Raw genomic sequence first — 24,541 nt, 5'->3', positions numbered from 1 at the left:
GGGAGACGGTCATGTCATGGTGCGGACCATGACCACAGAACGTCTCCTCGACGACCGCCCCCTCAACCCCCTGCGCACCATGGCGAACAAGGTGCCGGAAGTGACCGCCTACTTCTGGATCATCAAGGTGCTCACCACCGGGATGGGCGAGACCGCGTCGGACCTGCTGGCCAAGCTCCTCGGCCCGGTGCCGGCGGTCGGTCTCGGCGGTCTCGCCCTGGCGCTCTCCCTGGCCGTGCAGTTCGCCGTACGCCGGTACGTCGCCTGGGTCTACTGGACGGCCGTCGTCATGGTCAGCGTCTTCGGCACGATGGCCGCCGACGTGCTGCACGTCGGTCTCGGCGTGCCATACACCGTGTCCACCCCGCTCTTCCTCGTCGCGCTGGCTGCGGTTTTCGCCCTCTGGTACGCCGTCGAGCGCACCCTTTCCATCCACAGCATCACCAGCCGCAGCCGCGAGCTCTTCTACTGGGCGGCCGTCCTGGCGACCTTCGCCCTCGGCACCGCCGCCGGCGACCTCACCGCGACGGCCGGATTCGGCTACCTCGGCTCGGCCGTCCTCTTCGCGGCAGCGATCTGCGTTCCCGCACTCGCCCACCGCTTCGGCGCCCTGGCCGCTGTGCCCGCCTTCTGGACGGCGTACGTCATCACCCGCCCCCTCGGCGCATCACTCGCCGACTGGATGGCACTCGGGCACGCCCGTGGCGGCCTCGGGTTCGGCCTCGGTCCGGTCACCCTCGCGTGGACGGTCGCCATCGCCTGCTTCGTCGGCTACCTGGCGGTCTCGCGCACGGACACGTCCTACGACGAGTAGGACGTGGGCGAGTAGCCTGTCCGCAACGACGGCGAGGGAAGGCGGACGGTGAGGTGGCGGGCCGAGGACACGAGGAAGCCCACGAGGCGACCGGCAGGCGGGCGCGCGGCGAGCTGGAGAGCGACGTGCTCGCCGCGCTCTGGGCCGCCGACGGTCCGCTGACCGCGCGGGAGGTCCGGGAGCGGCTTTCGGGCGACCTCGCCTACACGACCGTACTGACCATCCTGTCCCGGCTGCACGACAAGGGCATGCTGGTACGGCACCGCGAGGGGCGCGGCTATGCCTACGAACCGGCCCGCGACGAGGCATCGCACACCGCCCAGCGCATGCACTCCCTGCTGAAGGGCGGCGCCGACCGTCAGGCGGTGCTGACCCGCTTCGTCTCGGAACTGTCGGAACAGGACGAGCACCTGCTCCAGCGGCTGCTGTCCGGGCACGACGACCTGCCTCCCGAGAGCCGGCGCTCACCTGGGAACCGGTGAGCCGGTGCTGATCAGCGTCTACATCCCGTTCCTCGTCACGGTGGCACTCGCCGTGCTCGCGCCCCCCATGGCGCACCGGCTGCCCCCGCGCCCAGCGGCCGTGGCGCTGGCCTGCGCCGCGCTCGTGACCGCGGCAGGCTGGGCGGGATCACTCGCCCTGCTGGCTTTCACCGGAGTGGCGCAGATCCCGCAGATCGCCGAGGAGGGCCGCTGGTCCGTGTCCGCGCTGCGCTCCCAGGACCCCGTGTCTGCCGTGGTCGCGGCCGTCAGCACCCTGGTGCTCGCGGTATGCGTCGTCTCCCTCGGCGTGGCCGCCGTCCGGCAGGGCCGCCACCTGCTCCGGGCCCGTCGGGAGTGCGCCGAGCTGCCCGGGCACACGGAGCTGGCCGTACTCGATGACGATGTTCCGCTGGCCTTCGCGCTGCCTGGGACGCCGGGCCGGATCGTCGTCTCCCGGGGGATGCTGCGCCACCTCGGTGACGCCGAGCGCGAGGCGCTGCTCGCCCACGAGCGGGCGCACCTGCGCGGGCGTCATCACGTCTTCCAGAGCGTGTGGCGGCTCACGGCCGCTCTGAACCCGTTGCTGCGGCCGGTGGCCGTCGCGGGCAACTTCGTCCTGGAGCGCTGGGCCGACGAGGAGGCCGCCGCGCGGGTCGGTGACCGTAGGGTCGTCGCTCACGCCGTGGGCCGCGCCGCCCTGGCATCCGCCGGCTCGTCCCGTCCCGCCGCGCTGGCCGCGACCGGCGGGGTGGTGCCCCAGCGGGTACGGGCCCTGCTGGCGCCGCCGCCCGCCCGCCGGAGCCTGCCTTTGCTGGTGGGCGGTCTGCTGCTGGCGGTCTGCTGCGCGAGCCTGGCCAACGCCGCCTCGGACAGCGACCGCCTGCTGGACAGCGCGCAGTGGGCACTGTGCACGGAACACCCCGACACCACCCCCGTGGCGTCGACCGACCGCAACGATGCCCCAGGTCACGGACGGGACGGCTGCTGTGCCGACCCCAGTCGTCCGAAGCACGGAGAGTGGCACTTCTGACCTCCCCGGCGCCGGTGCTCCCCCGCGGTCACCCGGGCGGACCGGCAGGAGCACGGTGAACCTGATCGGCGGCGCCTGCGACCCCGATAGCCTTCTACGCCGGGTGGGCGTCCGCGCTCTAACGCTGCCGCAGTCCGCGGCAGTCGGACTGGCCTACCTGGCGGCGAATGTTGTGCGGCTGCGCTGTCGGACGGGCGGTCATAGTGGATCCCCGGTCGAAGCGGCTTGCCGGGCCGACGGGGTGGTGGCGATGAGCTCGGTCGTCAGCAGGGGGCGCAACGCGCCATGACTCAGGGAGCCGACCAGCGGGGCGGCCCAGCGGCGCAGTGCCCAGCTGATCAGGAAGCCGACGGGGAGGGCGAGGGCAGCGGAGCCGAGGACGTCGTGGGGGTAGTGGGCGCCAACATAGACCCGGCTGAAGCCCTCCAGTACGGCGAACACGGCGGCGACGGCGCTCAGCCGGCGGTCGAGCAGGAAGAGCGCTGCGACGGTCGCGGCGGCGACGGTGGCGTGCCCGCTGGGGAAGGCGTAGTCCGAAGGTGCTGGGCAGGTGTCGACGAGGTAGGTGTGAGGCATCGACCGACAGGGCCGCACCTCCGCGACGAGTTTCTTCACGACCTCGGTGGCGGCGAAGGCGGTCAGGACGGCGACCGGCGAGGCCAGCGCGGCGGTCATCGCCTGCGGGCCACGGCTCCGTGCGGTCCACCAGCCCGCAATCATGAGGATCGCGAAGACCCCGAGACCGAGGTTGGTCCACACCTCCATAGGTGTGTTGAGCCACCTGGTATCACGGGCGAAATCGGTCACCGAGGCGAACATCGAGCCGTCGATGACGGATCCGTCGAAGGCCAGTTGCGCGGTGGCGGCCGCGGCCATAGGGAGACGTCCTTCCGTCCTTATGAGCGGGTTCAGTGCTCATGGGATGAGCGAGCGGCATGGGCGTTCGAGCTGTTTCGCCGGCCGCCTCGCACGTGTGAGGCGACGTTCGGATGACATGGCGACGACGCGGGTGTGACCGCCCGTAAAAGCTACTACATCTTGTAGACCCTAGGGTTTGGGCCGGGACGAACCGCCCCAGCAATACCGCCCGCTGGGGGCCGTAGCGTGTGAACAGCGCCTCGGCCCGCCGTGCGCGGGCCGTACCCCGGCCCCCCCGATAGGCGAAGCCGCATCAACCGGCCGCCGCGCCGCCCCAGCGCACGCCAGTCCGGCCGGCAGCAGCAAAGTGTCACCGGACAGGAAGACGCCCACTGCGGGCAAGGCGGTCTCGGCGAAGACCAGGATCAGTACGGCCCACGCTCCGAACCTCGTGAGCATCGCCTGCGGATCCAGCGCTGCCGCAATGACCGTGAGACCTGACGCCATCGGCGCCCCCTCAGCGAACCACCAGTGGTTCTACATCTCGTAGTAATTTGACCGGCACCAGCCGAGATGCCGGAGCCCGGACCGCCGGCGAATTCCCGTCCCGCGGCGATCGGTTCCCAAGTTCTACATCATGTAGTAGTTTCGCTTCTCGGCACCGCAGCGGTCGAGTCGTGGCCCTGGCCCGCGCGCAGACGCGGCCTCGGCCTGCCCGCAGCGCCGTCTGGTCCGGGGCATGCCCGGCGTGCCCCGTAACCCATCAGGAGGCTGATCCACCGTGGTCCACCGTGACGACCTGGTGCCGGAGCCGGCGCCCTCGCTGTCGGCCGCACTGCCGCAGGGCGGTGCCGGGCGGATAGCCATCATCTCGGCCGGTGTCGGCGCGGGACACGACGGTGCGGCCGCGGGACTGGCCGAGCGGCTGGCCGAGCACGGGTATCTGGTGGACCGGCACGACTTCCTCGACCTGCTGCCCACCGGTACGGGCCGACTGCTCTGCGGTGCCTACCACCGCATGCTGACCTGGATGCCGAACGGCTACCAACGCCTGTACGCGTCCACCGACCGGGCCACACGCCCTGGCGCGCTGTGGCGGGCACTGTTCCGCGCAGCCGAGCAGCGCACACTGCGAGCGCTCGCGCCGGACACCCGCGCGGTCGTCTCGACCTACCCCGGCGCCAGCCAGGTCCTCGGCGCCCTGCGCCGGCGCGGCAAGCTGAGGGTGCCGGCCCTCACCTACCTCACCGACTTCTCCGTCCACGCCCTATGGGTGGCCCCCGGCATCGACGCTCACCTGGCCGTGCACCCGGTGCCCGCGGCCCAGGCCCACGTACAGGGCGCGGCCGCCACCACCGTCGTCGGTCCGGTCACGGGTACGCGCTTCACCCCCGCCACCACCGGACAACGGACCGCCGCCCGCGGGCGGTTCGCCCTGCCCTCGGACGCGCCCCTGGCCCTGCTGGTCGCGGGGTCGTGGGGGGTCGGGCCGGTGCGACGGGCCGCCGCCGAGATAAAGGAGACCGGGGTCGCGGTGCCCGTGGTGGTGTGCGGACGCAACGAGGCCCTCGTGAAGGAGTTGCGCGGCGACGGCATCGAGCACGCCTTCGGCTGGGTGGACGACATGCCCGCGCTGATGCATGCCTGCGACGTCCTGGTGCAGAACGCGGGCGGACTGACCTCGCTGGAGGCGTTCGCCGCCGGGCTGCCGGTGGCCAGCTACCGCTGTATCCCCGGTCATGGCCAGACCAACGCGGACGCCCTGGAAGAGGCGGGCCTGGCGGCCTGGATCCGCGACCCGGCGGACCTCGGCCCGGTACTGGCCGACCTCCTCCACGGACCGCGCGGTCGGGTCCAGCGCGCGGCGGGACTCGATCTGCACCGCCTGGCTCCCGGACCGGTGACCGCCGTCGCGGCCAGAACCGAGCCGCAGCCCACACCGGACGCGCAGCCCGCGGTAAGGCGCTTCCTCGGCCGACGGCGGATCGCCCTGACGGCTGTCACCGTGGCGGCCACGGCCGGTCTGGGCGTCGCCGCCCCGCTGGCCTACGCCTACAACGAGACGCCAGACCGCTTCACCGCCGTCGCCCATTACCTGGACGGAGACGGGCGATGACCCCGGCCCGTCTCGCCCGTGCCACGGCGCTCGCCTCGGCAGCGACGGTGCCCGCGTTCGCGGCATTGCACGCGGCACCCGTGATCTCCACGTTCGGGCCGCTGCGCAACGCGGTCATGCCGCGTCTGGCAGGCCGAGGCCGGCCGGATCACGTCGCGCTCACCTTCGACGACGGCCCGGACCACCTGTCCACCCCGCGGTTCCTCGACGTCCTCGACGCACGCGGGCTGCGTGCCACCTTCTTCCTGCTCGGCTCGATGATGGCCCGCTCACCGGGGCTGGCCAAGGAGATGGCCGCGGCCGGGCACGAGATCGCCGTCCACGGCTGGCACCACCGCCCGCTGCTGCTCCGCGGTCCCCGCGCCGCCTACGACGACCTCGCCCGTGCCCGCGACGCCGTGGCCGATGTCACCGGCAGGTCACCCGCGCTCTTCCGGCCGCCCTACGGGGTGATGAGCACCGCCGCCCATCTGGCCTGCCGGCGCCTCGACCTGACCCCCGTGCTGTGGACCTGCTGGGGCGAGGACTGGCGCAGGCGGGCCACCCCCCAGTCCGTCGAGCACACCGTCCTGAGGGACCTGCGCGGTGGCGGCACCATCCTGCTGCACGACTCCGACTGCACCTCCGCCACCGGCTCCTGGCACACCACCCTCGCCGCACTGCCCCGCATCCTCGACACGTGCCAGGAACGCGGCTGGCAGGTCGGCCCCCTGCGCGAACACGGCGTCCCGGGCGTGCCTGGTCGGTGAGTTCGCCCCTCGGCGAGGTGGTGTCGCTACGGAGAAGGTCGCGGTGGTGAGCTGGTCACAGGTGTCGGTTCTGTGATGCGGATACGCGGTCGGCTTCGGCTTGTGCACCAGACGGAGAGCGCGAGCGCGGTGATGAGCGATATGAGGCCGCCCAGGATCAGACTGAAACGGGAGCCGAGGGTGTCCGAGACCAGGCCGACCAGCGGGGCGCCGACGGGGGTGCCGCCGAGGAGGACCAGGAAGTAGACGGACAGGACGCGGCCGCGCACATGTGGGTCGGCATGAAGCTGGATCAGCGCGTTGGCGGTGGTGGTCACGGTCACCGCGGCACACCCGGTGAAGAACAGCAGGGCCAGGAACGAGCCGTAGCTCGGCATGAGGCCCTGCGCTACTTCCAGTGCGCCGAAGCCGATCGTGGTGGAGGTCAGACGGCGTGCGGTGGGCGGCTGGCCGTGGTGGGCCCAGTAGATCGCGCCGAGGAGACTGCCCACGGCGTAGGCGGCGGAGAGGTAGCCGAAGGTAGCGGCGCCCGTGTGGAACACCGTGATCGCGACGAGCGAGATGGTGACCTGGAAGTTGAGGCCGAAGGTGCCGACGAAGGCGATGAGGCTGATCGGCAGGAGCAGTTCCGGGGTGGTGGCGATGTGGCGGAGCGCCTCGCGCGCTCGGATGGGGCCTGCTCGCGGGCGGGCAGCGGCGTCCGGTGCGTCGGTACGGATGGTGATCAGCCCGTAGAGGACGGCCAGGTACGAGGCGGCGTTCAGGAGGAACACCGGGCCAGTGCCGAAGGCTGCGACGGTCAGGCCGGCGAGGGCCGGGCCGATGGCACGGGCCACGTTGAACTGGGCGGCGTTCAGGCTGACCGCACCGGCGGTGCGCTCTCGGGAGACGAGTTCGCAGATGTAGGCGTTGCGGGCGGGACTGTCCACGGCGGTGGCGGTGCCGAGGGCGAAGGCCAGGGCGTAGACGGACAGCAGGTTCACCGCCCCGGTGACCGTGAGCAGTCCCAGGAGAAGTGACTGGGCGGCCATCGCCGTCTGGGTCAGGAGCAGCGTCCTTCGCTTGGGGTACCGGTCGGCCAGAACGCCTCCGGTCAGGCCGAGCAGGGTCTGCGGCAGGAACTGCAGCGCGGTCACGATGCCGACCGCGCTGCCGCTGTTGCCGGTGGTGTGGAGGACGAGCAGGTCCTGGGCGGCGCGCTGCATCCATGTGCCGATGTTGGAGACCAGCTGTCCGAGCAGGTAGCGCCGGAAGTTCCGGACGGCCAGGGGGTGCATCACCGGCATGCGAAAGACGGCGCTCATGAGGTCTGGCGGGCATAGGTGTCGCATGCGTCGGGTGCGCCGGCGTAGTCGAGGTGATGGAAGGTTGGGTGGGGGTGCATGAGGAACGCGTGGTGGGAGATGTTCCATGCGTAGGCGCCGGCCATGGCGAAGGCGACCCGGTCGCCGACGCGCAGCCGTTCGACCATGATCCGGCTGGCGAGGACGTCCTTGGGCGTACACAGTTGACCGACCAGCGTCACCGGCTCGTCTCGGACCTCCGGACGGTTCCAGGGGCGGAGCCAGATGTCGTCGGCAATCACCTCGAAAGGCTGGTCGTGCTGTTTCGCTGCCGGGGTACGCAGGTGGTGGGTGCCTCCGCGCAGTACGGCGAACGCGTGACCTCGGCTGAACTTGATGTCCAGTACCTCGGTGACGTACCAGCCGCAGTACGCCGTGACCGAGCGGCCTGGTTCGATCCGGAGGGTGAGGCGGGGATGGCGGTCGAGGATCCGGCGCAGTCCGGCGCCAAGGGCGGCCCAGTCGAACACTCTGGGCGGATGTGTGTAGTCGACGCCCATCCCACCGCCGACGTTGACTTCGCGCAGGTCGACTCCGCGATCACGCGCCCAGTTCTCGGCCCAGGCGGAGACCTTGTCCACGAGTTGGAGATGGGACGGGGCCTGGAGGCCGCTGGCAAGGTGGAAGTGGAGGCCGAGTAGTCGGACGCCTGGCGCTGAATCCATCACCTCTAGACAGCGGTCCAATTGAGCGGGGTCCATGCCGAACGCCCCGCCGCCCATGGTCAGGGCGACTCGGCCCACGTCGACGGGCAGATTGACGCGCAGCAGGATGTCCACGGTCCGGTCGCCCAGCAGGGTGGTGAGCAGGCGGAGTTCGTGTTCGCTCTCGATGTGCAGGCGCTCGGTTCCTGTGTCCAGCGCGCGGGTCAGCTCCGGCTGTGTCTTGCCTGGGCCGCCGAAGGCGATCCGTGCTTCGGGGACGATGGCGCGGACGTGGTCCAGTTCGCCGCCGGAGGCCACCTCGAAGCCGTGGACGTGTTCGGCGAGGGTTCGCAGGACCGCCGGGTCGGAGTTGGCCTTGGCCGCGTACAGCAGCTCGACGCGTTCCGGTAGTGCTGCCCGGATCGTACGCACGTGTTCGCGCAGTTCGGGCAGGTCATAGATGTAGGCGGGCAGGTCGTCGTCGGGCAGTGCGGCGACGAGGCCGAGTGTCTCGGGCCTCACCGGACCACCTCGCGGGGGAAGTCCTGACCGAGCGGGCTGGGCAGGGGAACGTAGGTCGCGTGCCGATCGGCCTTACGGGACCAGCGAAGCAGAAGGTTGGCCTTGGCCGGCAGCGGTACGCCGGACAACAGAGCACACAGGCGCGGCGGTTCGGCGGCGGTGCGGGCGTAGGCGGCGAGGTGGTCGCGGACCAGGCCCCACAGGGCGGGTTCCAGTGTCGGGTCGAGGTCGGCGAGGGCACCGAGCACTTCGGCGGTGTGGTTGACCAGGAGACAGTACGCGACCCGGTTCCAGCCGTGTTCGGGATCGTAGGTGAGGGGATCTCGCACGTCGGCCGGGAGGTCGGCGAGGGCCTGGCGGTGGCGGCCGGGCAGGAGCTTGGTGCCCTCCAGGTCGCGGAAGAGCATCTGCGTAGGCGTGCCGTCGGTTTCTACGCCGACGAGGACGTTCTGCAGGTGGGGTTCGAGCACGACACCGTGCTCGAAGTAGGCGGCCAGCACCGGCGGCAGCAACAGCCGGAGGTACGCGTCCCACCAAGCCAGGACATCTCCGTCGCCGCGGGCGAGGAGTTGCGAGACATGGGCCGCGCCGGTCGGATACTCGTCCGCCACCGCGGCGGCGAGCAGGGGGGTGACGCCGGGACGCACATGGTGGCGCAGACCGGAGCGGACGATGACGCCGAGACCCTCCAGAAGGGAGGTCTCGCCGGCCAAGTCGAGAGTCCGGTAGCCGGGCTCGGCCAGGAGCGCGCACCCCGGGAAACGGCCGGCGAGTTCGGCGAAGACGGGCTGGAGCAGCCGCGTGAGGGCGACTGCGCCGGACAATTCGTAACTGGCATGCTTGCGAACGCAGTTGGTGAGACGGACGTTGAGGCTGAACTTCAGGAACGCGTCGGTCTCAGGGTCGTACAGAGTCCGCACCGACGCGGTCGGCACCAGCTCCGTGCCGCCCGGGCCCATGTCCACGACATCTCCGGCTGCGACCGCCTCGCGCAGTCGGTCGTGGTCCTTCAGCAGCCGGTACTGCCAGGGGTGGACCGGAAGGACGGCGAACTCCGGGTCGGCCAACGGATGCAGCTTGTCCAGCGCGTGCGGCTCGCCCTCCTCCCGCACGAGGCGGCGGCGTACGGCCAGGTAGCGCAGACGGAAGCGGGTGCCGGTCTCCGGGCCGAATGCCAGCCAGTCCGCCGGATCGCCGGTACGGGCCTTGGGAGTGGGGTGGAAGCGGTGGCCGAACACCAGCGACTGCTCCGAGGCCACGTACGGGTCCGCATGCGCCTGGGCGCCCGCCCGCTTTTCCAGTACGACGCGGATCGTCTCCCTGCTGTCCGCCACCTGGCTCAGGAACTCCTCGTTGCCGAGACCCGTGCGCTGTTCCAGTTCGTCCCGGATGAGGCCGGCCAGCTCGCGCCAGTCCACGGTCACCCAGGCGTCGCCGTCGAGCCGTTGCACCGAGCCCTGAAAGCGGTGCGCTCCGATCAGCGAGACCCGACGCAGCGCCGTACGCAGCAGGAGGCCCCGGCGGGGCAGTCGTAGCAGGAGGTGGTCGTCGACGACCGTCACTTGGTGCTCGGGGGCGGACACCTCGCGGATCAGGCAGTTGAGCAGCGTATGGGTCGTGACGATGTCGGCTGTCCGCGACGGCTCTGCGGTCTGGGCAAGGACGGTGGCGGCGATGTCGGTGTAGGGGGCTGTGCTGGTGGTCATGTGGTCGCTCCAGTGGGACAGCGGTCGGTGTCAGGGGTCAACGGCACAGCGCCAAGGGATTGGGAACGGACGTCCATTGCGCGACGCCCGGGGTCTCGGACAGGCGCATGGCGATGGTCGCCTTCAGCGGCATCGTGTCCGCGAAGAACGCTGCCGCGTCCTCCTGATCCGGCAAACCGGCGAAAACGCTGCGGCCGACCTGGGCCACCGCACCCCACAGCGCCCGTGGATCAGCCGCCCGGGCCCGGCTGAGGACGTCCACCAGTTCGCTGAAGACCCCACTGATCAGGCCGCCGAAGAGCTTGGTGTGCAAGGCGCCCACGTCGTCGCCGGCGCGGGTGCCGAGCAGCGGCGGCAGCGTGAAGCCGTATCGGGCCAGGCGGTGCGGGCTGACCCGTACGCCGTCCAAGTCCCGGTACAGCACCCGCTCCGGCCGCCCGTTTCGCAGGACGACCAGGGTGTTCTGACCGTGCGCCTCCAGTGCCACGCCCATTGACAGCAGGGTCAGGGCCGGCGGCAGGACGAGGCCGGCCAGGTCCTCCAGCCAGCGCACCGGGTCCCCCGACACCGTGGCGGCTCCGGTCGCGTGCACGGCGGTGAGCGGTACCGCGATCTCATCGGCGTCGAGGTGGCATTCGGTCGATTCGCGGATCATGGCGGTCAGGCTCGCGGAGGGCTGTCCTTCCACGCACACCGAGCCACCGCCCAGCTCCCGCAGAACCCGCAGGCTGCCGCTGTGTCCGGCCTTGTCGATGACGGCCGCGACCAGGTCGGACAGTGGGGGCCCGTCGGCTGCCTCGGCCGGGGAGATGGTGCGCCGGTAGTTGGTGACCTGAACGTCGAGCGCGGTCTTGACGTGGCAGCCGGACAGGACACCCAGCGGCGCGAGGGTACGCAGCGACAACAGCGGGCGGGCCGGGATCGTCTCCTCCACGACGACCAGGTCGGGGTGGTGCCCGAGCACATGGTCCTGCTGCCAGGGGTGCACCGGCAGCAGGTATGCATCGCCGTCCCGCAGTGTCCGCGGCCAGTCTCCGGCGCCCTGCCAGCGGTCGGCCGGGACCCGGATCAGCGCAAGCCGGACGACGGGGTGGTGCTCGGGCGCGTAGGCGAGCACGTCGGCGACGGACATGCCGGTGCGCGTCCGGCAGCAGGGGTGCTGCGGGTGGCCGTCGACGACCGCCTGCTCAGCATCCGCCGAGTCGGCCGGAGGGACTCGCCGGCCCGCGTTCGCGGCCCTGGCCAAGGCCAGGTTGACGACGCTGTTGTCGAGCTCGGCCGCCAACCGCTCCGCCGCAGGGGTACGCAGGCCGAGCTGCGCCAGCAACTCGGCCGGACCGTTGACCGGCCCCTCCGGCCCCGAGACCGCGAAGTCATCGGGGACCACGGCGAACGGTCGCGCACCGGCCTCGGCTGCCGAGAGTCCTCCGCCCCGCCGCAACTCGACGACCAGGGAGTCGGACACGCGTCGACGCGCGGTCACACCGGGCAGGGGTTCTCGTACGAAGGCGCCCCACAGACGGCTCAGCACGGTGGCGCGTGCGCCCGGGAGCGCGGTCTCGAAGGGCTCCGCCAGGTCCGGGCGGAGGCGGCGTAGTTCGTCGATGGGCATGGGGTGTCCCTGGTTCTTGCGGTGGCGGGTTGTCCGGTGGTGCTCCGGTGGCACCTGCCGCGCAACCGACGCTACGGGAAGACGATCAAGCAAATTGCCAGAGCAAATACAGCGGGAGGTCTCTGACTCCCCTGAGACCACGTTTCGCCATACCTGTGTCTGGCCGATCCGCCCACGTAGGACGCCGGGGCCCGCGGGCCGGCCTTGGATCGGATTCCGCCCGCCACCTGGGAGACCGAGTGCCGGCGTCCTACGTCTTAACTCTCGGCTTGCACCACGCTGACCACGTCCTTGATGTCGTCAACACGCCGCACCCGATCCAATGAGCCGATCGTGGAAGATCACTGGCTCGGGGGAGCTCGCGGCGTTTGCGCCACGCGCTGTCGCCGGCGTCTGTGAGCCTCTTGGCATGCGTGTCTTGCTGATCGAGGACGACGACCGGGTGGCCGGGCCGTTGACGGAGGGGCTGCGCCGTTTCGGGTTCACTGTGGACCACGCCAGAACGGGAGCCGAGGGTCTCGCCGCGCCGGAAGTGGCGATGGTGCTGCTGGACCTGGGGCTGCCCGATATGGACGGCATCGACGTCTGCCGGGAGCTGAGATCCCGCTCGTCAGTGCCGATCATCATGATCACAGCCAGAGACGACGAGGTGGACCGTGTGCTCGGGCTCGAACTGGGTGCGGACGACTACGTCTCCAAGCCCTTCGGCGTACGTGAACTCGTCGCCCGGATCCGTGCGGTCACCCGCCGCGCCCGCCCCGCATTTCCGGACGCCCAGTGCGGCTCTTCGAAGCCCTCGGACGACCTCAGGCATCCCGGCGCACCCGACATCCAGCGGATCGGCCCTCTGACCATCGACTGCCGCACCCGGCAGGTGCGCCTGCACCAGTCGTCCATCGCCCTCGCGCCCAAGGAGTTCGACCTGCTCACCTGCCTCGCCGGGGACCCCGGCGCCGTCTGCTCCCGCCGGCAGATTCTCGATACGGTCTGGGAGCCCAACTTCTTCGGCCCCACCAAGACCCTGGACGTCCACATCGCCGCGCTGCGCCGTAAACTCGGCGACGCGTCCTGGATCGAGAACATCCGCGGAATCGGCTTCCGCCTCGTCCTCCCGGCAGACCTCGACGCCACGTCCGCCGCGGTGCAGGGGCGCGGCGGAGAGATCCGGTGACTCGTCGCCTCCTGCTCAGCCACCTGAGCCTGATACTGCTCGTCCTGCTCGCGCTCGAAGTGCCCTTCGGAGTCTTCTACGCCCGCAGCGAGCTGTCCCGCTTCTCCCATACCGCGGAGCAAGGGGCGATGACCCTCGCCGAAGTCTGCGAGGACAAGATGGAGCACGGACTGACAGCTGACCTGCCCGAACTCGCCATCGCGTACGGGGAGCGGACCGGCGGCACCGTGCTCGTCGCCGACCGCCGGGGCGTCGTCCTCACCGACACCGCTGCTCACGCCATGGTCGGCAAGGACCTGTCCGCCGAGCCGGACATCGCCACGGCACTGCACGATCACCCGGCCGTCGGCACGCGCAGGACCCCGCCCACAGACGGTGAATTCCTCTTCGTCACGGTCCCCGGCGGGTCCAACGCCGCGGTCGCCTGTGTGGTGCGAACGGTGTACGCACTGGGCCCGCTCAAGGCAAGGGTGCACACCACCTGGCTGGTTCTCGCCGCGGCCGGGCTCGGAGTCCTCGCCGCGGCCTCCCTGATCGGGTTCGCTCTCGCACGCTCGATCACCCGACCCGTGCAGGCCCTGGAACGCGCCACCGCTCAACTCGCCGAAGGTCGGATCACCGATCCACCGGCCGCCGACCGCGGGCCGCCGGAACTGCGCCGGCTCGCCGCGTCGTTCACCTGGACCGCGTCCCGGCTCCAGCAGTTGCTCCGGGCTCAGCAAGCGTTCGCCTCCGACGTGTCACACCAGCTCAAGACGCCCCTGACCTCGCTACGCCTGCGCCTGGAGAACTTCGAGCCGCATCTCGCCCCCTGCGCGCAGGGCAGCCTCGACACGGCGCTCGGGGAGCTGGAGCGGCTCAGCCGCATGGTGCAGGGGCTGCTCACTCTCGCACGGATGGAAAACACCGAGATCCGGGCAGAGACAGCCGACCTCAATAGCGTCGTCGCCGATCGCGCGGGCATCTGGACCGCCTTCGCCGAAGAACAGCAGGTCGACATCATCGTGTCCGGAGGCACGTCCGTTCCGGTCTTGGCAGTCCCCGGTGCTCTGGAGCAGATCATCGACAACCTGCTCTCCAACGCGCTCCGCGTGTCCGCCCCAGGAACCTCTGTCACGCTGGCCCTCACCACCACCCCCGCACACGACACCCGCACCCCGCCAACGGTCGAGCTGCATGTGATCGACCAGGGCCCCGGCATGACAGAGGCCGAACGGCACAGGGCCTTCGACCGTTTCTGGCGAGCCCCCCATGCCGACCACGACGGCACCGGCCTCGGTCTGCCACTGGTCCGGCATCTGACCCGCGCCGGAGGTGGCGAGGTCACCCTGGAGACAGCTCCCGGCGGCGGACTCGACGCCGTCGTCCGCCTCCGGCACGCCGAATGCCGCACCCAGCAGGATCGCACTGTCACCACAGCGGACGTCGACTCGGCAGCCCGACCCAGACCTGCACGGTGGAGCGCGGGCGCTTCATAGGTCGACCCTGGCTACAGGTCGGTGGAGTGCTGGGCAGCAATGTCGGGTTGAGCCTGCTTCGCCCGGAAGGCGAAGGCGGTCGTAGAGCGTTGCGGATCTGCACCGGGCTCCAGCACGGTCCGAGACGGTGCTGAATGAAGTCGCGCAGGCAGGGCTTCTGCCCGATCTTGCGGGGCTTGGGGCGCGGGTGCCAGTGCTCGGCGCGACGCTGGGGCGGCGTTATGCCGGTAGGCCCAGCGGGAGACGGCCCCCGCGTGGGGGGGGTGCCGTTGCCGCGTATCCACGGGCGATCTCACGACGAAGCCGCACCGGAGCGTTCCGGCGCGGCTTCGTCGTCTCACGGCTCCGTGCAGAGGTCCCGTCAGGAGGGGCCCGGCGGGGCGGCGATCCCCCAAAGACCAGGAGGCCCTGACCTGCGATTTCGCGCCCGCTCACGCCCCAGAACCTCTCACGTGTCACGGACACCCCTCCAACGGGGGGGACGCCGGACACCGGCCTGACCAGGCCGAAGACCTCGAGCCTGCCGGAGATCCTTCACGGGACGGCGTGCCTGCACTACTAAACGTACATACTATGTAACGGTTTGCGCATGTCGCATCAAGACTCCATCGGCACGACCGCGCGTGGCCGCACCTCTCCGCAGGCCCTGCGCGCCGCGCTGCTCACCCTCACCGCCGTCGCGGCTCTCGCGAACGGGCCGACGGCGACCGCCCTGACCACCGACCGCCTCGAGGCCGACTGGGACACCATCGCGGCGTGCGAGTCCGGGAGCAACTGGAAGGCGAACACCGGCAACGGGTACTTCGGCGGGCTGCAGTTCAAGCAGTCGAGCTGGGTGGCGGCCGGCGGCCTGCAGTACGCGAGCCGGGCCGACCGGGCCACGCGCAGGGAACAGATCGCCGTGGCCAGACGCCTGGCAGCCATCCAGGGGATGTCCGCCTGGGGCTGCGCCTGAGCGGCGACGCGCACTGCCCGGCACGGGGGCCCACGGCTCACCCGCCCCCCCCAGAACGCCGGCCCGGAGCAGGCCCCGGCCTCCCTCCTGTTGCCGCCGCCCACGAGCCCGCTTGAGGGGCGGCCAGGGCGTCACGGGTCGGTCCGCCGACGTTCCGCGGACCTGAACAGCTCCCAGTCGACCCGCCCGCCCGCTCCCATGACCCCGGTGGCGGAAGCGAGCGTGCCGGCGGACGTGCGGCGCAGTTCGCGCCGTGCCACCCGGCCCACCAGCGCCGGGAACAGCGGGCGCAAGGGCTGGCACCAGCGCAGCCACGGCGGCGCGTAGACGTGGTGGGCGCGGTGCGCGATGCCGCTCGCGAGCCAGTCGGCCACCTGTGCGGGGGTGTGGACGCGGCGTGCGAACCAGGGCTGGTTCTCGCGCAGCGAGCGCAGGACCGGGTGGTCGTCGATGCCGGTGATCATGTCGGTGCCGGTCCAGTGCAGGTAGGCGATGCCGACGGCGACACCGTCGGGCTGGACCTCGCCGCGCAGGGCCTGCGCGAAGGACTCGGCTCCCGCCTTGGACGCGCAGTACGCGCTCATCATGGGCGCCGAGCCGAAGGCCGCGGTCGACGCGATCTGCAGGAAGTAGCCGCGGGTACGGGTGAGCTGGGGCAGGAAGGCCCTGGCGGTGTTGGCCGCCCCGACGAGGTTGACGTCGATGACCCGTTGCCACAGATCGGCGTCGGTACGGCTGAAGGGGCCACCGACGGCGATCCCCGCGTTCGCCACGACGACGGACGCGCTTCCGAGTCGGTCCTCCACCTGCCGGGCGGCGCCGTCGAGCGCCGCCCGGTCGGTGACGTCCGCCTCGACGCAGAGGCTCGGGGAGACGAGGGAGGCCGCGGCGCTGCGCAGCGTCTGCCCTTCGCGGCCGAGCAGCGCAACCCGCATACCGGCCTCGGACAGGCGTCGCGCCAGGGCCTCGCCCACCCCGCGGGCAGCGCCGGTGACGACCGCGGTCCGCCCCCGCAGGGGCGAGTCGGGGACTGCGGCGGGTGCGGATCCGCCAAGGTCGGTGCCCATCGCGATCCTCGCTCTTCCCGGGGCGCGGGCGCCGAGGCGGCGCCGCCGTTGCCGGTGGACGTGTTCCGGCGCCGAGGCATCGGGGCGGCTCGGTGACGGCAAGACAGCGGGCGGTGACGGCGTCGGCGTCCGTGCCGGCAGCCTCGTCCGCCGAGCGAACCGCGCCGTCCGTGCGCTCTCGCCCCTCCCCCGATTTTCACCCCGGCGACGTCCTCCTTCCACCGGAGCCCGACGCGGCAGCGAGCATTTCCATCATCAACAGCTGACGCTTCAACCAAATATGACGAGCCGTCGGGAAAACCGCGTTCAGGGGAACGTCACCTTCACCGCCGTGCCCCTCGGAACGGTCGCCCCTTTGGCGGGGTCCTGGCGGGAGATGGCGGCCGGCGGCGCGGACGGTCCCGAGTCGGGTGCCAGTTCGAGCTTCAGCGTGGTCGCGCCCAGCTTCAGGGCGGCCTGGTCCTTGGTGCACTTGATCAGGTCGGGCACCACTTCCTCGCCCCCGAACGCGGCGCTGAGCACATCCTTGCGGGCGGCCTCGGCGCCCTTGCCCGAGAAGTAGAAGGCCACCGCCGACCCGACGGCCGCGGCGAGCGCCCCGATCAGGGTGCTGCGCAGATTGGTGTCCCGTACGGCGAAGGCCACCGCGCAGAACACCACGAGTCCGGTGACGAGGGCCAGGGCGACCCAGCTGCGGACGATGCTGCTCGACGACGCCGTGCGGCCCGGCACCATGCGCCGGGCGGCGACCAGGACGATCCCGATGGCCAGGACGGCGGACAGCAGGATCCACAGCAGGACCTGGACGTGCCCCCACGCGATGGTCGCCGGGTCGTTCGTCTGCAAACGGAGAACGCCCATGGTTCCGTCCTCCCGCCGGCACTCCGGAAGCCGGACCGTGCCCTTGTGGAAACCCCCGTGGCAATCCCCCGCGCAACCCCCCAGGTCAAGTCTGGTCGTCGGCCGACGGGTCCGCAAACCGCGAAGTTGCGCGGCCCGGCCGCACCGGCCGAGACTGAAGTCGAGAGGCTCACGGTGTCTTACTCTCCCGAACTGCGACTGCTCGGCCATTTCCGGCTGGAATGCGATACCGAGCCCGTCGAGCTGTGCCGCAACGGGCAGCGCCTGCTGGCATTCGTCGCACTGCGCCGGCGCGTGTCCCGCACGGTCCTCGCCGGGTCGCTGTGGCCCGAGGTGACCGAGGAGCGCGCCAGGGGCAGCCTGCGCACCACCCTGTGGAAGCTTCCGCGGGGTGAGCAGCCGCTGATCCGGTGCTCCGGGGACTCGCTCGTGACCGCCGACACCCTGCACGTCGACGTCCACGCCTTCACCGAGACGGCGCTCGGGGTCGTCCAGGGCGGCGGGCCGCCGCTCACCACCCAGCTCCCGCACGGGCTGCTGCGGGGAGAGGACCTGCTGCCTGGCTGGGACGAGGAATGGGTGCTGCTGGAGCGCGAACGCCTGCGGCAGCTGCGGCTGCACGCCCTCGACGCGCTGGCCGAGGCGCTCGTCCGCGAGGGCAGGCCGGCGCTCGCCCTGGAGGCGGCGTGGGAGAGCGTGCGCACGGAGCCGCTGCGGGAGAGCGCGCACCGGGCCGCCGTCTCGGCGCATCTCGCGGAAGGCAATCTCATCGAGGCGGTCCGTCACTACCGCTCGTTCCAGCGGTTGCTGCGGGAGGAGCTGGGGGTCGACCCGTCGCCCCGCTTCACCCGGATGCTGGCCCGGCACGGGTGGCGCGTTCCGGACGGGTGACGCCGGGCTGACGCCGGGCTGACGGCACGTCCGTAGCCTCGACATGCCGATCCTGGAGGACCGCATGGCACCGACCCCGAAAACGCCGATCGTCTACGTCCGGGGATACGCCGGTGACACCGCCGGCATCGACAAGGTGGTGACGGACCCCTTCTACGGGTTCAACCAGGGCTCCACACACATCCGTATCGGACCGGACGACGCACCGTGCTTCTACGAGTTCGAGAGCCCTCTGCTCCGTCTCCACCTGGACGAGGGCTACCGGATCCTCGTCGAGGGCGGCCAGGCGCTCTACCTCGCCGGCCACGACAGCATCCCGCCGGACACCATCTGGATCCACCGGTTCTACGACGCGTCCGCGACCACCTGGGGCGGCCGCCCCGAGGCGTTCCGGCTGGAGACGGCCGCCGAGGACCTGCTGCGGCTGATCGACACGATCAGGGCCAAGTCGGGGGCGGAGCGGGTGCATCTGGTCGCCCACTCCATGGGCGGCCTGGTGTGCCGCTGCCTGATCCAGAAGATCCTCCCGGACCTCGGCCGCGATCCGGCCGACTGCGTGGGCAAGCTCTTCACCTACGGCACCCCGCACGGCGGCATCGCGTTCGACGTCGGCCTCGGCGTGCTGGAGCGGCTGCGTGACCTCACCGGCATCAACGGCGCGGACATCTTCGGGCGTGAGCGCATGTACGAGTACCTCACGCCGAAGGCGCGGACGGACCCCGACGGTCCGCCGCCGGGGTGGGACGCCCGCGCGATGCCCGACGAGGGGGAGTTCCACCCCCGCGACCGTGTCTTCTGCCTGATCGGCACCGACCCGACCGACTACGACGTGGCGCACGGCCTGTCGGCGGCCACGGTCGGGCCGCGCAGCGACGGACTGGTGCAGATCGACAACGCCTACGTTCCCGACACCTGCCAGGCGTACGTCCACCGCAGTCACAGCGGATGCTACGGACTCGTCAACTCCGAGGAGGGGTACCAGAATCTGCGGCGCTTCCTGTTCGGGGACTGCAGGGCGCAGGCCGCGCTCGTCGGTGTCCGGCTGCCGCAGCGGGACGACACGGTGTGGCAGGCCGAGGTCCGGCTGTCGGTCCGCGGCCTGCAGATCGTCACGCACGAGCGGACGAGCGCCCACTGGTGCCCCCTGCAGTTGCCGGACGGCGGCACGGACGGCGGGACGGACGGCGGGGTGACGGTCCCTCTGGTGCAGACGTTCCTGTGCAGCGGCCTCAGCCCGGACGACATGGGCAGCATGCGGTACGCGCTGCACCTGCGGATCCTGTCGCTGCGGCGCCGTGCCGGTCTGCTGCGCTTCGCCGACCATCTGGAGCAGACCGCCGACTTCGACGACATTCTGGTCATCGACGTCCGCCCCGACCCCGCCGCCCCGGTACCCGCGGTCTCGGCCACCTGGAACTCCGCCATCACCGGACCGATCAGCGCCTACCGGCCCGACGGCCACGCCCTCCACGACGACGACCCCGCCCCCGGCTCCTGGACCGGCCACGTCCCCCTGCCCGCCACCGCCGCCCCGATCCTCGGCGAGGACGCGCGGATCAGGCTCACCGTGACCCCCTGGGGCTGACGACACGAGCCGACGACACGAAAGGAAGCGAACCGGTCATGGTCTCCCTCGCCAACGTCCACCCCGGCGCACGCAACGACGACGTCCGCATCGTGCAGAAGGCCCTGATCGCCCGGGGCCACCCCATCCCCGAAGGCCCCACCGGCCTCTTCGGCGACCAGACCAGGGCCGCCTACCGCGCCGAACAGCTCGCCCAGGGCTACAGGGGAGCCGACGCCGACGGCATCCCCGGCTACGCCTCCCTCAGCACGCTCGGCAGACACGCCGGCTTCACCGTCACCGGCTCCACGACCGCGACGGGGAACGGCCGGCTCGGCCTCGGCCAGGTCACCTACAACGACCCGCACGACGACTCCGGGCCGGAGGCGATGCGGCGCTACGCGCGCAAGGCGTGCGACCTGACCGGCATGGACCCCCGGTACGGCGTCCCGGCGCTGGTCACCATCACCGAGCGCGAGTCCGCCTACAACGCCCCGCAGTGGCGGGTGAACCTCAACGACATCAACGCGCGGGGCCGCAGAGCACCCGACGGCCATCCGCAGAACTGCTCGCGGGGCGCCACCCAGTGCATTCCCACCACCTTCGCCACCTACCACCAGGCGGGTACCGCGACCACCCCGTACGACGTCGTGGCGGACATGTGCGCCACGATCAACTACGTCCGCGACCGCTACCACGTGAACCACTCCGGTTCCGACTTCGCGGCCCGGGTGCAGCAGGCGGACCCCCACCGCCGTCCGCACGGATACTAGGAGCCGGTCATGGTCTCCCTCGCCAACGTCCACCCCGGCGCACGCAACGACGACGTCCGCATCGTGCAGAAGGCCCTGATCGCCCGGGGCCACCCCATCCCCGAAGGCCCCACCGGATTCTTCGGCGACCAGACCAGGGCCGCCTACCGCGCCGAACAACTCGCCCAGGGCTACAGGGGAGCCGATGCCGACGGCATCCCCGGCTACACCTCCCTCAGCACGCTCGGCAGACACGCCGGCTTCACCGTCACCCCCGTGAAGGCCTCCGGCGGCGGCCGGGTGCCGTCTCCCGTGCCGGGGCACATGGTCACCTTCGAGTTCTTCTCGCGGGGCCCGTACGCCTGGAAGCCGGACGGCGTCGGCCGCCACACGGGTGAGGACTTCGCCGCGCCGGCGGGCGCCCCGGTGGTCGCCGTCCGCAACGGCACCGTCGCCTGGTCCAACGGCAAGGGCGGGGCGTACGGCCAGTGGATCGGGCTGAGCGCCGACAACGGTCACGTCTACACCTACTGCCACCTGTCACAGCGGCAGGTGAACGACGGTCAGAAGGTGACCGCCGGTCAGCAGCTCGGCCGGGTCGGGGCCACGGGCAACGCCACGGGGCCGCACCTGCACTTCGAGATGTCCACGGGCTCCCACTGGTCCTACGGCAAGGTCGCGAAACCCGCCTGGTGAGGTCCCACGTCCGGGGGCGTCCGATGGCGCCCCCGTGGATCACGACGGACGATGGTGACGAAACCCTCGGCACGGCAGCGGAGCCCCCCGCGGCCGCGCCGCACACGTGTGTCCCGGCACGGTCTCGGTCTCGGTCTCTGGAGGTGATCGGGTGCGGACTCCTCCCAAGCCGCAGGTCGGCTTGCGCCCGAAAGTGGTACGGCCCACGTTGAACAGCCGGCGGTCACGGGTGGCCCTGGTGCTGATCGAGCTGGTCCTTCTCATGACGACGGTGGTGCTGGCCCGGTTCGGCCGCGAGGACTTCTTCCATGCCCTGAACTTCCCGGGTCGGTTAACCGGCGCCGTTCTTCTCGCGGTCTCACTGACTACGCTGGTGGGCGCCGCCGCCGTCCTGGACCACTGGATCCGGCACTGCTTCTCCTACTCCGGCCTGGTCGCGCTGGTCGGCACATTCACGGCCTTGCTGGCCAACGTCATGCTCCTGCTCACGACGTGGAACGACGGCGATTCCACCTTCTACAAGGTGGTGTTCAGCGTCCTCGCGGCGGGCTCCGCAGCGGCTACCTACTTCGTCTGGCGGACGTCGGTCATGGTCCCCACTCCCAAACACGTGGCCGCCGCGGTGATCATCCCCTCGGTCATCGCGGTCGCCAATTACGGCTACCAGAATCTCTGGCACCCGAACGAACGCGAAACCAGCCCTGTCATCACTTTATCCGTGGGAAAAGCGGTGCTCAGCAAGGACCGCAAGGCCTTCGCCGTACCGGTCGACATCACCCTGGAGAACCGCGGTGACAGGAGTTTCTATGTACTCGGCTCCGAATTCCATGCGATGGCGCAACAGGTTTCGGTCAGCCCCAAGGGCCGGCTTCGCCAGCAGTGGCGAAAGGATGCCGACCAGTGGACCAAACCCTCGGAAGTGAACCCACTCTCCCGTTGGGAGATCCACCAGCCTGGCGAACTGGTGGAGGCGAAACCGTGGATCGACTTCGGACAGTGGATCGAGTCGAGCGACACCTTCACCACACGAGTGGTGGCGCAACTACCTCTCAACACGCCGTATGACCAGGTGACGTTCTATGCCACCGCGAGTCTGGCACGCAAGGACCGGCTCGTGCTGGAGCCACCGCTCAACTTCTTGACGAAATCCTGGGGCGGAAAAAATATCCCCGAATGGGTGAAGAAACAACAACAGAAGGAGAAGGACTCCGATTTCCTTGTCTACCGTGCCAGGGTTCGCGAGGACAACGCGATCGACGAGTACACGAGGGATGCGCGGTACGTCACCGTCTACTGGAGATTCGGCGCGCACGGTGCCTCGGTGGCGTCGTCCATTGCACGCCTGGGCGACGAGGGCCGCATCCCCAGTTCGACGGAGCAACGCAAGACGAACAACCGGTACGGCCTCACCGACCTGACCACGGGCCCCTACGTCCAGAACCTCTGGGACATCAAGACCCAGCGCTGAGCCCCTCCAGCCAAGCCACCAGCGCGAGTGAGCTGTTCAACCGGTCCCAGGCGTGCGCGTCGCCGATGCCGAGCTGTGCCTCCCGCACGGCCCTGCACAGCGTCTCGGTGTCGAACATCTCCGTGACCAGCGGATGCCGGGCACAGCGGCACAGGGTGATGAGTTCCTCGCCGTGTCTGCGCAGGCCACGGGCGTAGAGGTCGTCGAAGGGGACCTTGACCGCCCTGCCGCGGATCGGGGCCGGGAGCAGGTCCGCCAGAGCCGTGCGGAGAACCGCCTTCGGACGGCCCGGGCGGAAGGCGGCCGCCGTGGGGAGGCGGCTCATCGTGGCGACCACCTCGGGGTCGAGGAAGGGGTGCGAGAGGAAGAACCCGTCCTGTCCGGCCCGGTGCCAGGACAGCGGGTCGGGGGCGGCGAGGTAGTTGGCGGCGTCGTAGAGCGACTGTTCCGGTCTGCGCCCGAACACGAAGCGGCTCTCCGCGACGCGGGCCTCCCGGAACCCGTGAGCCCGCGCGAATCCGGGCCGCAGCCATGGGGGGCGGGCGAAGGCGCCGAGTCCGCCCAGCAGCGTTCCGCCGCGGGACAGCGCGGTGATCCGTTCGGTCGTGAGCGGGAGGGTCGGCTGGACCACGTAGGAGTGGACGACGTCCCGCAGGCCCCGTTCGCTCCCCTCGGCCCAGGCGCGCGCCTGGTGGGTCATCTGCCGGAGCCGGCCCGTGCGGGCGAGCCTGTGCAGGTGGAACGGGTTGGCGTCGGCGACCGGATCGGCCCCGCAGCCGGTCAGGAGGGTGTCGCAGCCCAGGTGCGCGGCCTCGCCGTGGAGTCTGCTCCAGAACGGGGCACGGAACGCGTGCGCATGAGGTTCGTCCGCGTCTCCCGCGTGGTGCCGGAAGTCGTCGAAGTCGGCCACGTCGTCGGCGTCGACGATCACCGGGCGGGCGGCGGGGGCGTGGCGGCGGATCGCCTCCAGCGCGACGTCGAGGTACGGCTGCTCCGTGGCCAGCTCCCCCTGGGAGAAGCGCCCGGCGAGCAGGACCAGCTCCCCGGGGCCGTCGGTCCCCGAGGCCAGCAGGCGCGCGGCGAGCAGCGCGACCCCGGTGGAGTCGGTGCCGCCCGAGACATGGCATGCCGTCGTCGCGCCCATACGGCGTCCGACGGCGTTCTCCAGGGCCAGGCGCAGGTCCAGCGCGGCTTCGTCGAGGCAGGGACCGCCGGCTGCCGGCGCGGGCGCGCCGGTGGCGGGACGGGCGCTTTGCGGCGTACGGCCGCGCAGCTGCCCGGCGAGGGAGAGCTCGACCACCTCGCCGCCGAGGACGCGGTGCACGCCGGTGAACGGGGTGAGGTCCGTGTGCGGCTGCGCCATGTTCCCGGTGAGGTACCGGCAGAAGTAGCGGGGGTCCAGCTCGCCGGCGCCGCCCAGGGCGCGGGCGGAGGTACTCACGGCGTTCACGCGGCCCCCGGACTCCCTGAAGAACAGGGGGATGCGTGCCTGCTCGTCGCGGGTCAGGAGGATGCGGTCGCGGCACACCAGTACGGCCGCGTAGTCGCCGGCCGGCATCGGCGGGGCCGATCCGTGCCGGTCGCAGGCGTCGAGGAGGGCGCGTGCGCCCGTCACCCGACCGCGGGCCGAGCCCACCCAGCCGACGACGGCCGCGGTACCGGCGGGCGAGGAGACCGTCGTCACGAGTCCCCGGCGCGCCATGGCGTCGGCGGCCCGCAGTCTCGGGGCGCCGCCCGCCCATGCGAGGCGGAGGGCGTCCAT

The 24,541-nt window shown here is 71.1% G+C and carries 21 protein-coding genes; 13 read left to right on the top strand and 8 right to left on the bottom strand.

Annotated elements, in window-relative coordinates; translation table 11 throughout:
• Positions 1-28: 28 nt before the first annotated feature.
• The 3 genes from AB0N17_RS21665 to AB0N17_RS21655 are packed head-to-tail and all read left to right on the top strand — an operon-like array spanning position 29 to position 2,326.
• A complete protein-coding gene (locus AB0N17_RS21665; RefSeq protein ID WP_366013045.1) occupies positions 29-814 on the top strand; it encodes a hypothetical protein in 786 nt (261 codons plus the stop codon).
• 53 nt (positions 815-867) lie between these two features.
• Positions 868-1,296 (top strand): BlaI/MecI/CopY family transcriptional regulator, encoded by a 429-nt coding sequence (locus AB0N17_RS21660; protein WP_366013044.1) that lies wholly within the window; start codon positions 868-870, stop codon positions 1,294-1,296.
• Positions 1,297-1,300: 4 nt separating this feature from the next.
• Positions 1,301-2,326 carry a M56 family metallopeptidase gene (locus AB0N17_RS21655; RefSeq protein ID WP_366013043.1) on the top strand — a complete coding sequence of 342 codons (1,026 nt, stop codon included), beginning with the start codon at positions 1,301-1,303 and terminating at the stop codon, positions 2,324-2,326.
• Between the two features lie 198 nt (positions 2,327-2,524).
• On the opposite strand, the gene AB0N17_RS21650 is transcribed toward AB0N17_RS21655, so the two are convergent.
• A complete protein-coding gene (locus AB0N17_RS21650) occupies positions 2,525-3,202 on the bottom strand; it encodes a phosphatase PAP2 family protein (protein ID WP_366013042.1) in 678 nt (225 codons plus the stop codon).
• A gap of 763 nt (positions 3,203-3,965) precedes the next feature.
• On the opposite strand from AB0N17_RS21650, the gene AB0N17_RS21645 reads away from it, so the two are divergent.
• Positions 3,966-5,300, top strand: a complete 1,335-nt coding sequence (locus AB0N17_RS21645) for a glycosyltransferase (RefSeq protein WP_366013041.1) — start codon at positions 3,966-3,968, stop codon at positions 5,298-5,300.
• A complete protein-coding gene (locus tag AB0N17_RS21640) occupies positions 5,297-6,049 on the top strand; it encodes a polysaccharide deacetylase family protein (protein ID WP_366013040.1) in 753 nt (250 codons plus the stop codon). The genes AB0N17_RS21645 and AB0N17_RS21640 overlap by 4 nt, the downstream gene beginning before the upstream one ends.
• 26 nt (positions 6,050-6,075) lie before the next feature.
• On the opposite strand, the gene AB0N17_RS21635 is transcribed toward AB0N17_RS21640, so the two are convergent.
• Genes AB0N17_RS21635 through AB0N17_RS21620 form a run of 4 tightly spaced genes read right to left on the bottom strand, consistent with a single transcriptional unit; the run spans position 6,076 to position 11,876 of the window.
• A complete protein-coding gene (locus AB0N17_RS21635) occupies positions 6,076-7,353 on the bottom strand; it encodes an MFS transporter (protein ID WP_366013039.1) in 1,278 nt (425 codons plus the stop codon).
• Positions 7,350-8,558, bottom strand: a complete 1,209-nt coding sequence (locus tag AB0N17_RS21630) for a type III PLP-dependent enzyme (protein WP_366013038.1) — start codon at positions 8,556-8,558, stop codon at positions 7,350-7,352. Before AB0N17_RS21630 ends, AB0N17_RS21635 begins: the two co-directional genes overlap by 4 nt.
• Positions 8,555-10,264, bottom strand: coding sequence for an IucA/IucC family protein (locus tag AB0N17_RS21625; protein WP_366013037.1), 1,710 nt, complete (start codon positions 10,262-10,264; stop codon positions 8,555-8,557). The genes AB0N17_RS21630 and AB0N17_RS21625 overlap by 4 nt, the downstream gene beginning before the upstream one ends.
• Positions 10,265-10,301: 37 nt before the next feature.
• A complete protein-coding gene (locus AB0N17_RS21620) occupies positions 10,302-11,876 on the bottom strand; it encodes an IucA/IucC family protein (RefSeq protein WP_366013036.1) in 1,575 nt (524 codons plus the stop codon).
• A gap of 409 nt (positions 11,877-12,285) precedes the next feature.
• Here AB0N17_RS21620 and AB0N17_RS21615 point away from each other — a divergent pair, with 409 nt between their 5' ends.
• The 3 genes from AB0N17_RS21615 to AB0N17_RS21605 all read left to right on the top strand — a co-directional run bounded on the left by AB0N17_RS21615 (position 12,286) and on the right by AB0N17_RS21605 (position 15,480).
• Positions 12,286-13,047, top strand: coding sequence for a response regulator transcription factor (locus AB0N17_RS21615; RefSeq protein WP_366013035.1), 762 nt, complete (start codon positions 12,286-12,288; stop codon positions 13,045-13,047).
• The gene (locus AB0N17_RS21610) at positions 13,044-14,525 is read left to right on the top strand and encodes a HAMP domain-containing sensor histidine kinase (RefSeq protein WP_366013034.1); all 1,482 of its coding nucleotides are present in this window, start codon (positions 13,044-13,046) and stop codon (positions 14,523-14,525) included. Before AB0N17_RS21615 ends, AB0N17_RS21610 begins: the two co-directional genes overlap by 4 nt.
• A gap of 589 nt (positions 14,526-15,114) precedes the next feature.
• A complete protein-coding gene (locus AB0N17_RS21605) occupies positions 15,115-15,480 on the top strand; it encodes a transglycosylase family protein (protein ID WP_366013033.1) in 366 nt (121 codons plus the stop codon).
• Between the two features lie 131 nt (positions 15,481-15,611).
• On the opposite strand, the gene AB0N17_RS21600 is transcribed toward AB0N17_RS21605, so the two are convergent.
• Both AB0N17_RS21600 and AB0N17_RS21595 read right to left on the bottom strand, forming a co-directional pair.
• Positions 15,612-16,547: an SDR family oxidoreductase gene (locus tag AB0N17_RS21600; RefSeq protein WP_366013032.1), complete on the bottom strand. Its 936-nt coding sequence runs from the start codon at positions 16,545-16,547 to the stop codon at positions 15,612-15,614.
• A 306-nt stretch (positions 16,548-16,853) separates the two neighbouring features.
• Positions 16,854-17,408: a PASTA domain-containing protein gene (locus AB0N17_RS21595; protein WP_366013031.1), complete on the bottom strand. Its 555-nt coding sequence runs from the start codon at positions 17,406-17,408 to the stop codon at positions 16,854-16,856.
• A gap of 174 nt (positions 17,409-17,582) precedes the next feature.
• On the opposite strand from AB0N17_RS21595, the gene AB0N17_RS21590 reads away from it, so the two are divergent.
• The 5 genes from AB0N17_RS21590 (at position 17,583) to AB0N17_RS21570 (ending at position 22,779) form a co-directional block, all read left to right on the top strand.
• The gene (locus AB0N17_RS21590) at positions 17,583-18,299 is read left to right on the top strand and encodes a BTAD domain-containing putative transcriptional regulator (RefSeq protein WP_366013030.1); all 717 of its coding nucleotides are present in this window, start codon (positions 17,583-17,585) and stop codon (positions 18,297-18,299) included.
• 43 nt (positions 18,300-18,342) lie between these two features.
• Complete coding sequence (locus AB0N17_RS21585; protein ID WP_366013029.1) at positions 18,343-19,884, top strand: alpha/beta fold hydrolase; 1,542 nt, start codon at positions 18,343-18,345, stop codon at positions 19,882-19,884.
• A gap of 38 nt (positions 19,885-19,922) precedes the next feature.
• Positions 19,923-20,636: a peptidoglycan-binding protein gene (locus AB0N17_RS21580; protein ID WP_366013028.1), complete on the top strand. Its 714-nt coding sequence runs from the start codon at positions 19,923-19,925 to the stop codon at positions 20,634-20,636.
• A gap of 9 nt (positions 20,637-20,645) precedes the next feature.
• Entirely contained in the window at positions 20,646-21,311 is a 666-nt protein-coding gene (locus AB0N17_RS21575) for a peptidoglycan DD-metalloendopeptidase family protein (protein ID WP_366013027.1), read from the top strand.
• 238 nt (positions 21,312-21,549) lie between these two features.
• Positions 21,550-22,779 (top strand): hypothetical protein, encoded by a 1,230-nt coding sequence (locus AB0N17_RS21570; protein ID WP_366013026.1) that lies wholly within the window; start codon positions 21,550-21,552, stop codon positions 22,777-22,779.
• On the opposite strand, the gene AB0N17_RS21565 is transcribed toward AB0N17_RS21570, so the two are convergent.
• A complete protein-coding gene (locus tag AB0N17_RS21565) occupies positions 22,763-24,541 on the bottom strand; it encodes an asparagine synthase-related protein (protein ID WP_366013025.1) in 1,779 nt (592 codons plus the stop codon). The two genes, AB0N17_RS21570 and AB0N17_RS21565, sit on opposite strands and share 17 nt — an antisense overlap.

Origin of the sequence: Streptomyces sp. NPDC051133, assembly GCF_040682635.1 — a bacterium.
Lineage (GTDB): Bacteria > Actinomycetota > Actinomycetes > Streptomycetales > Streptomycetaceae > Streptomyces.
This window is presented reverse-complemented; position numbering and strand designations above follow the sequence as displayed.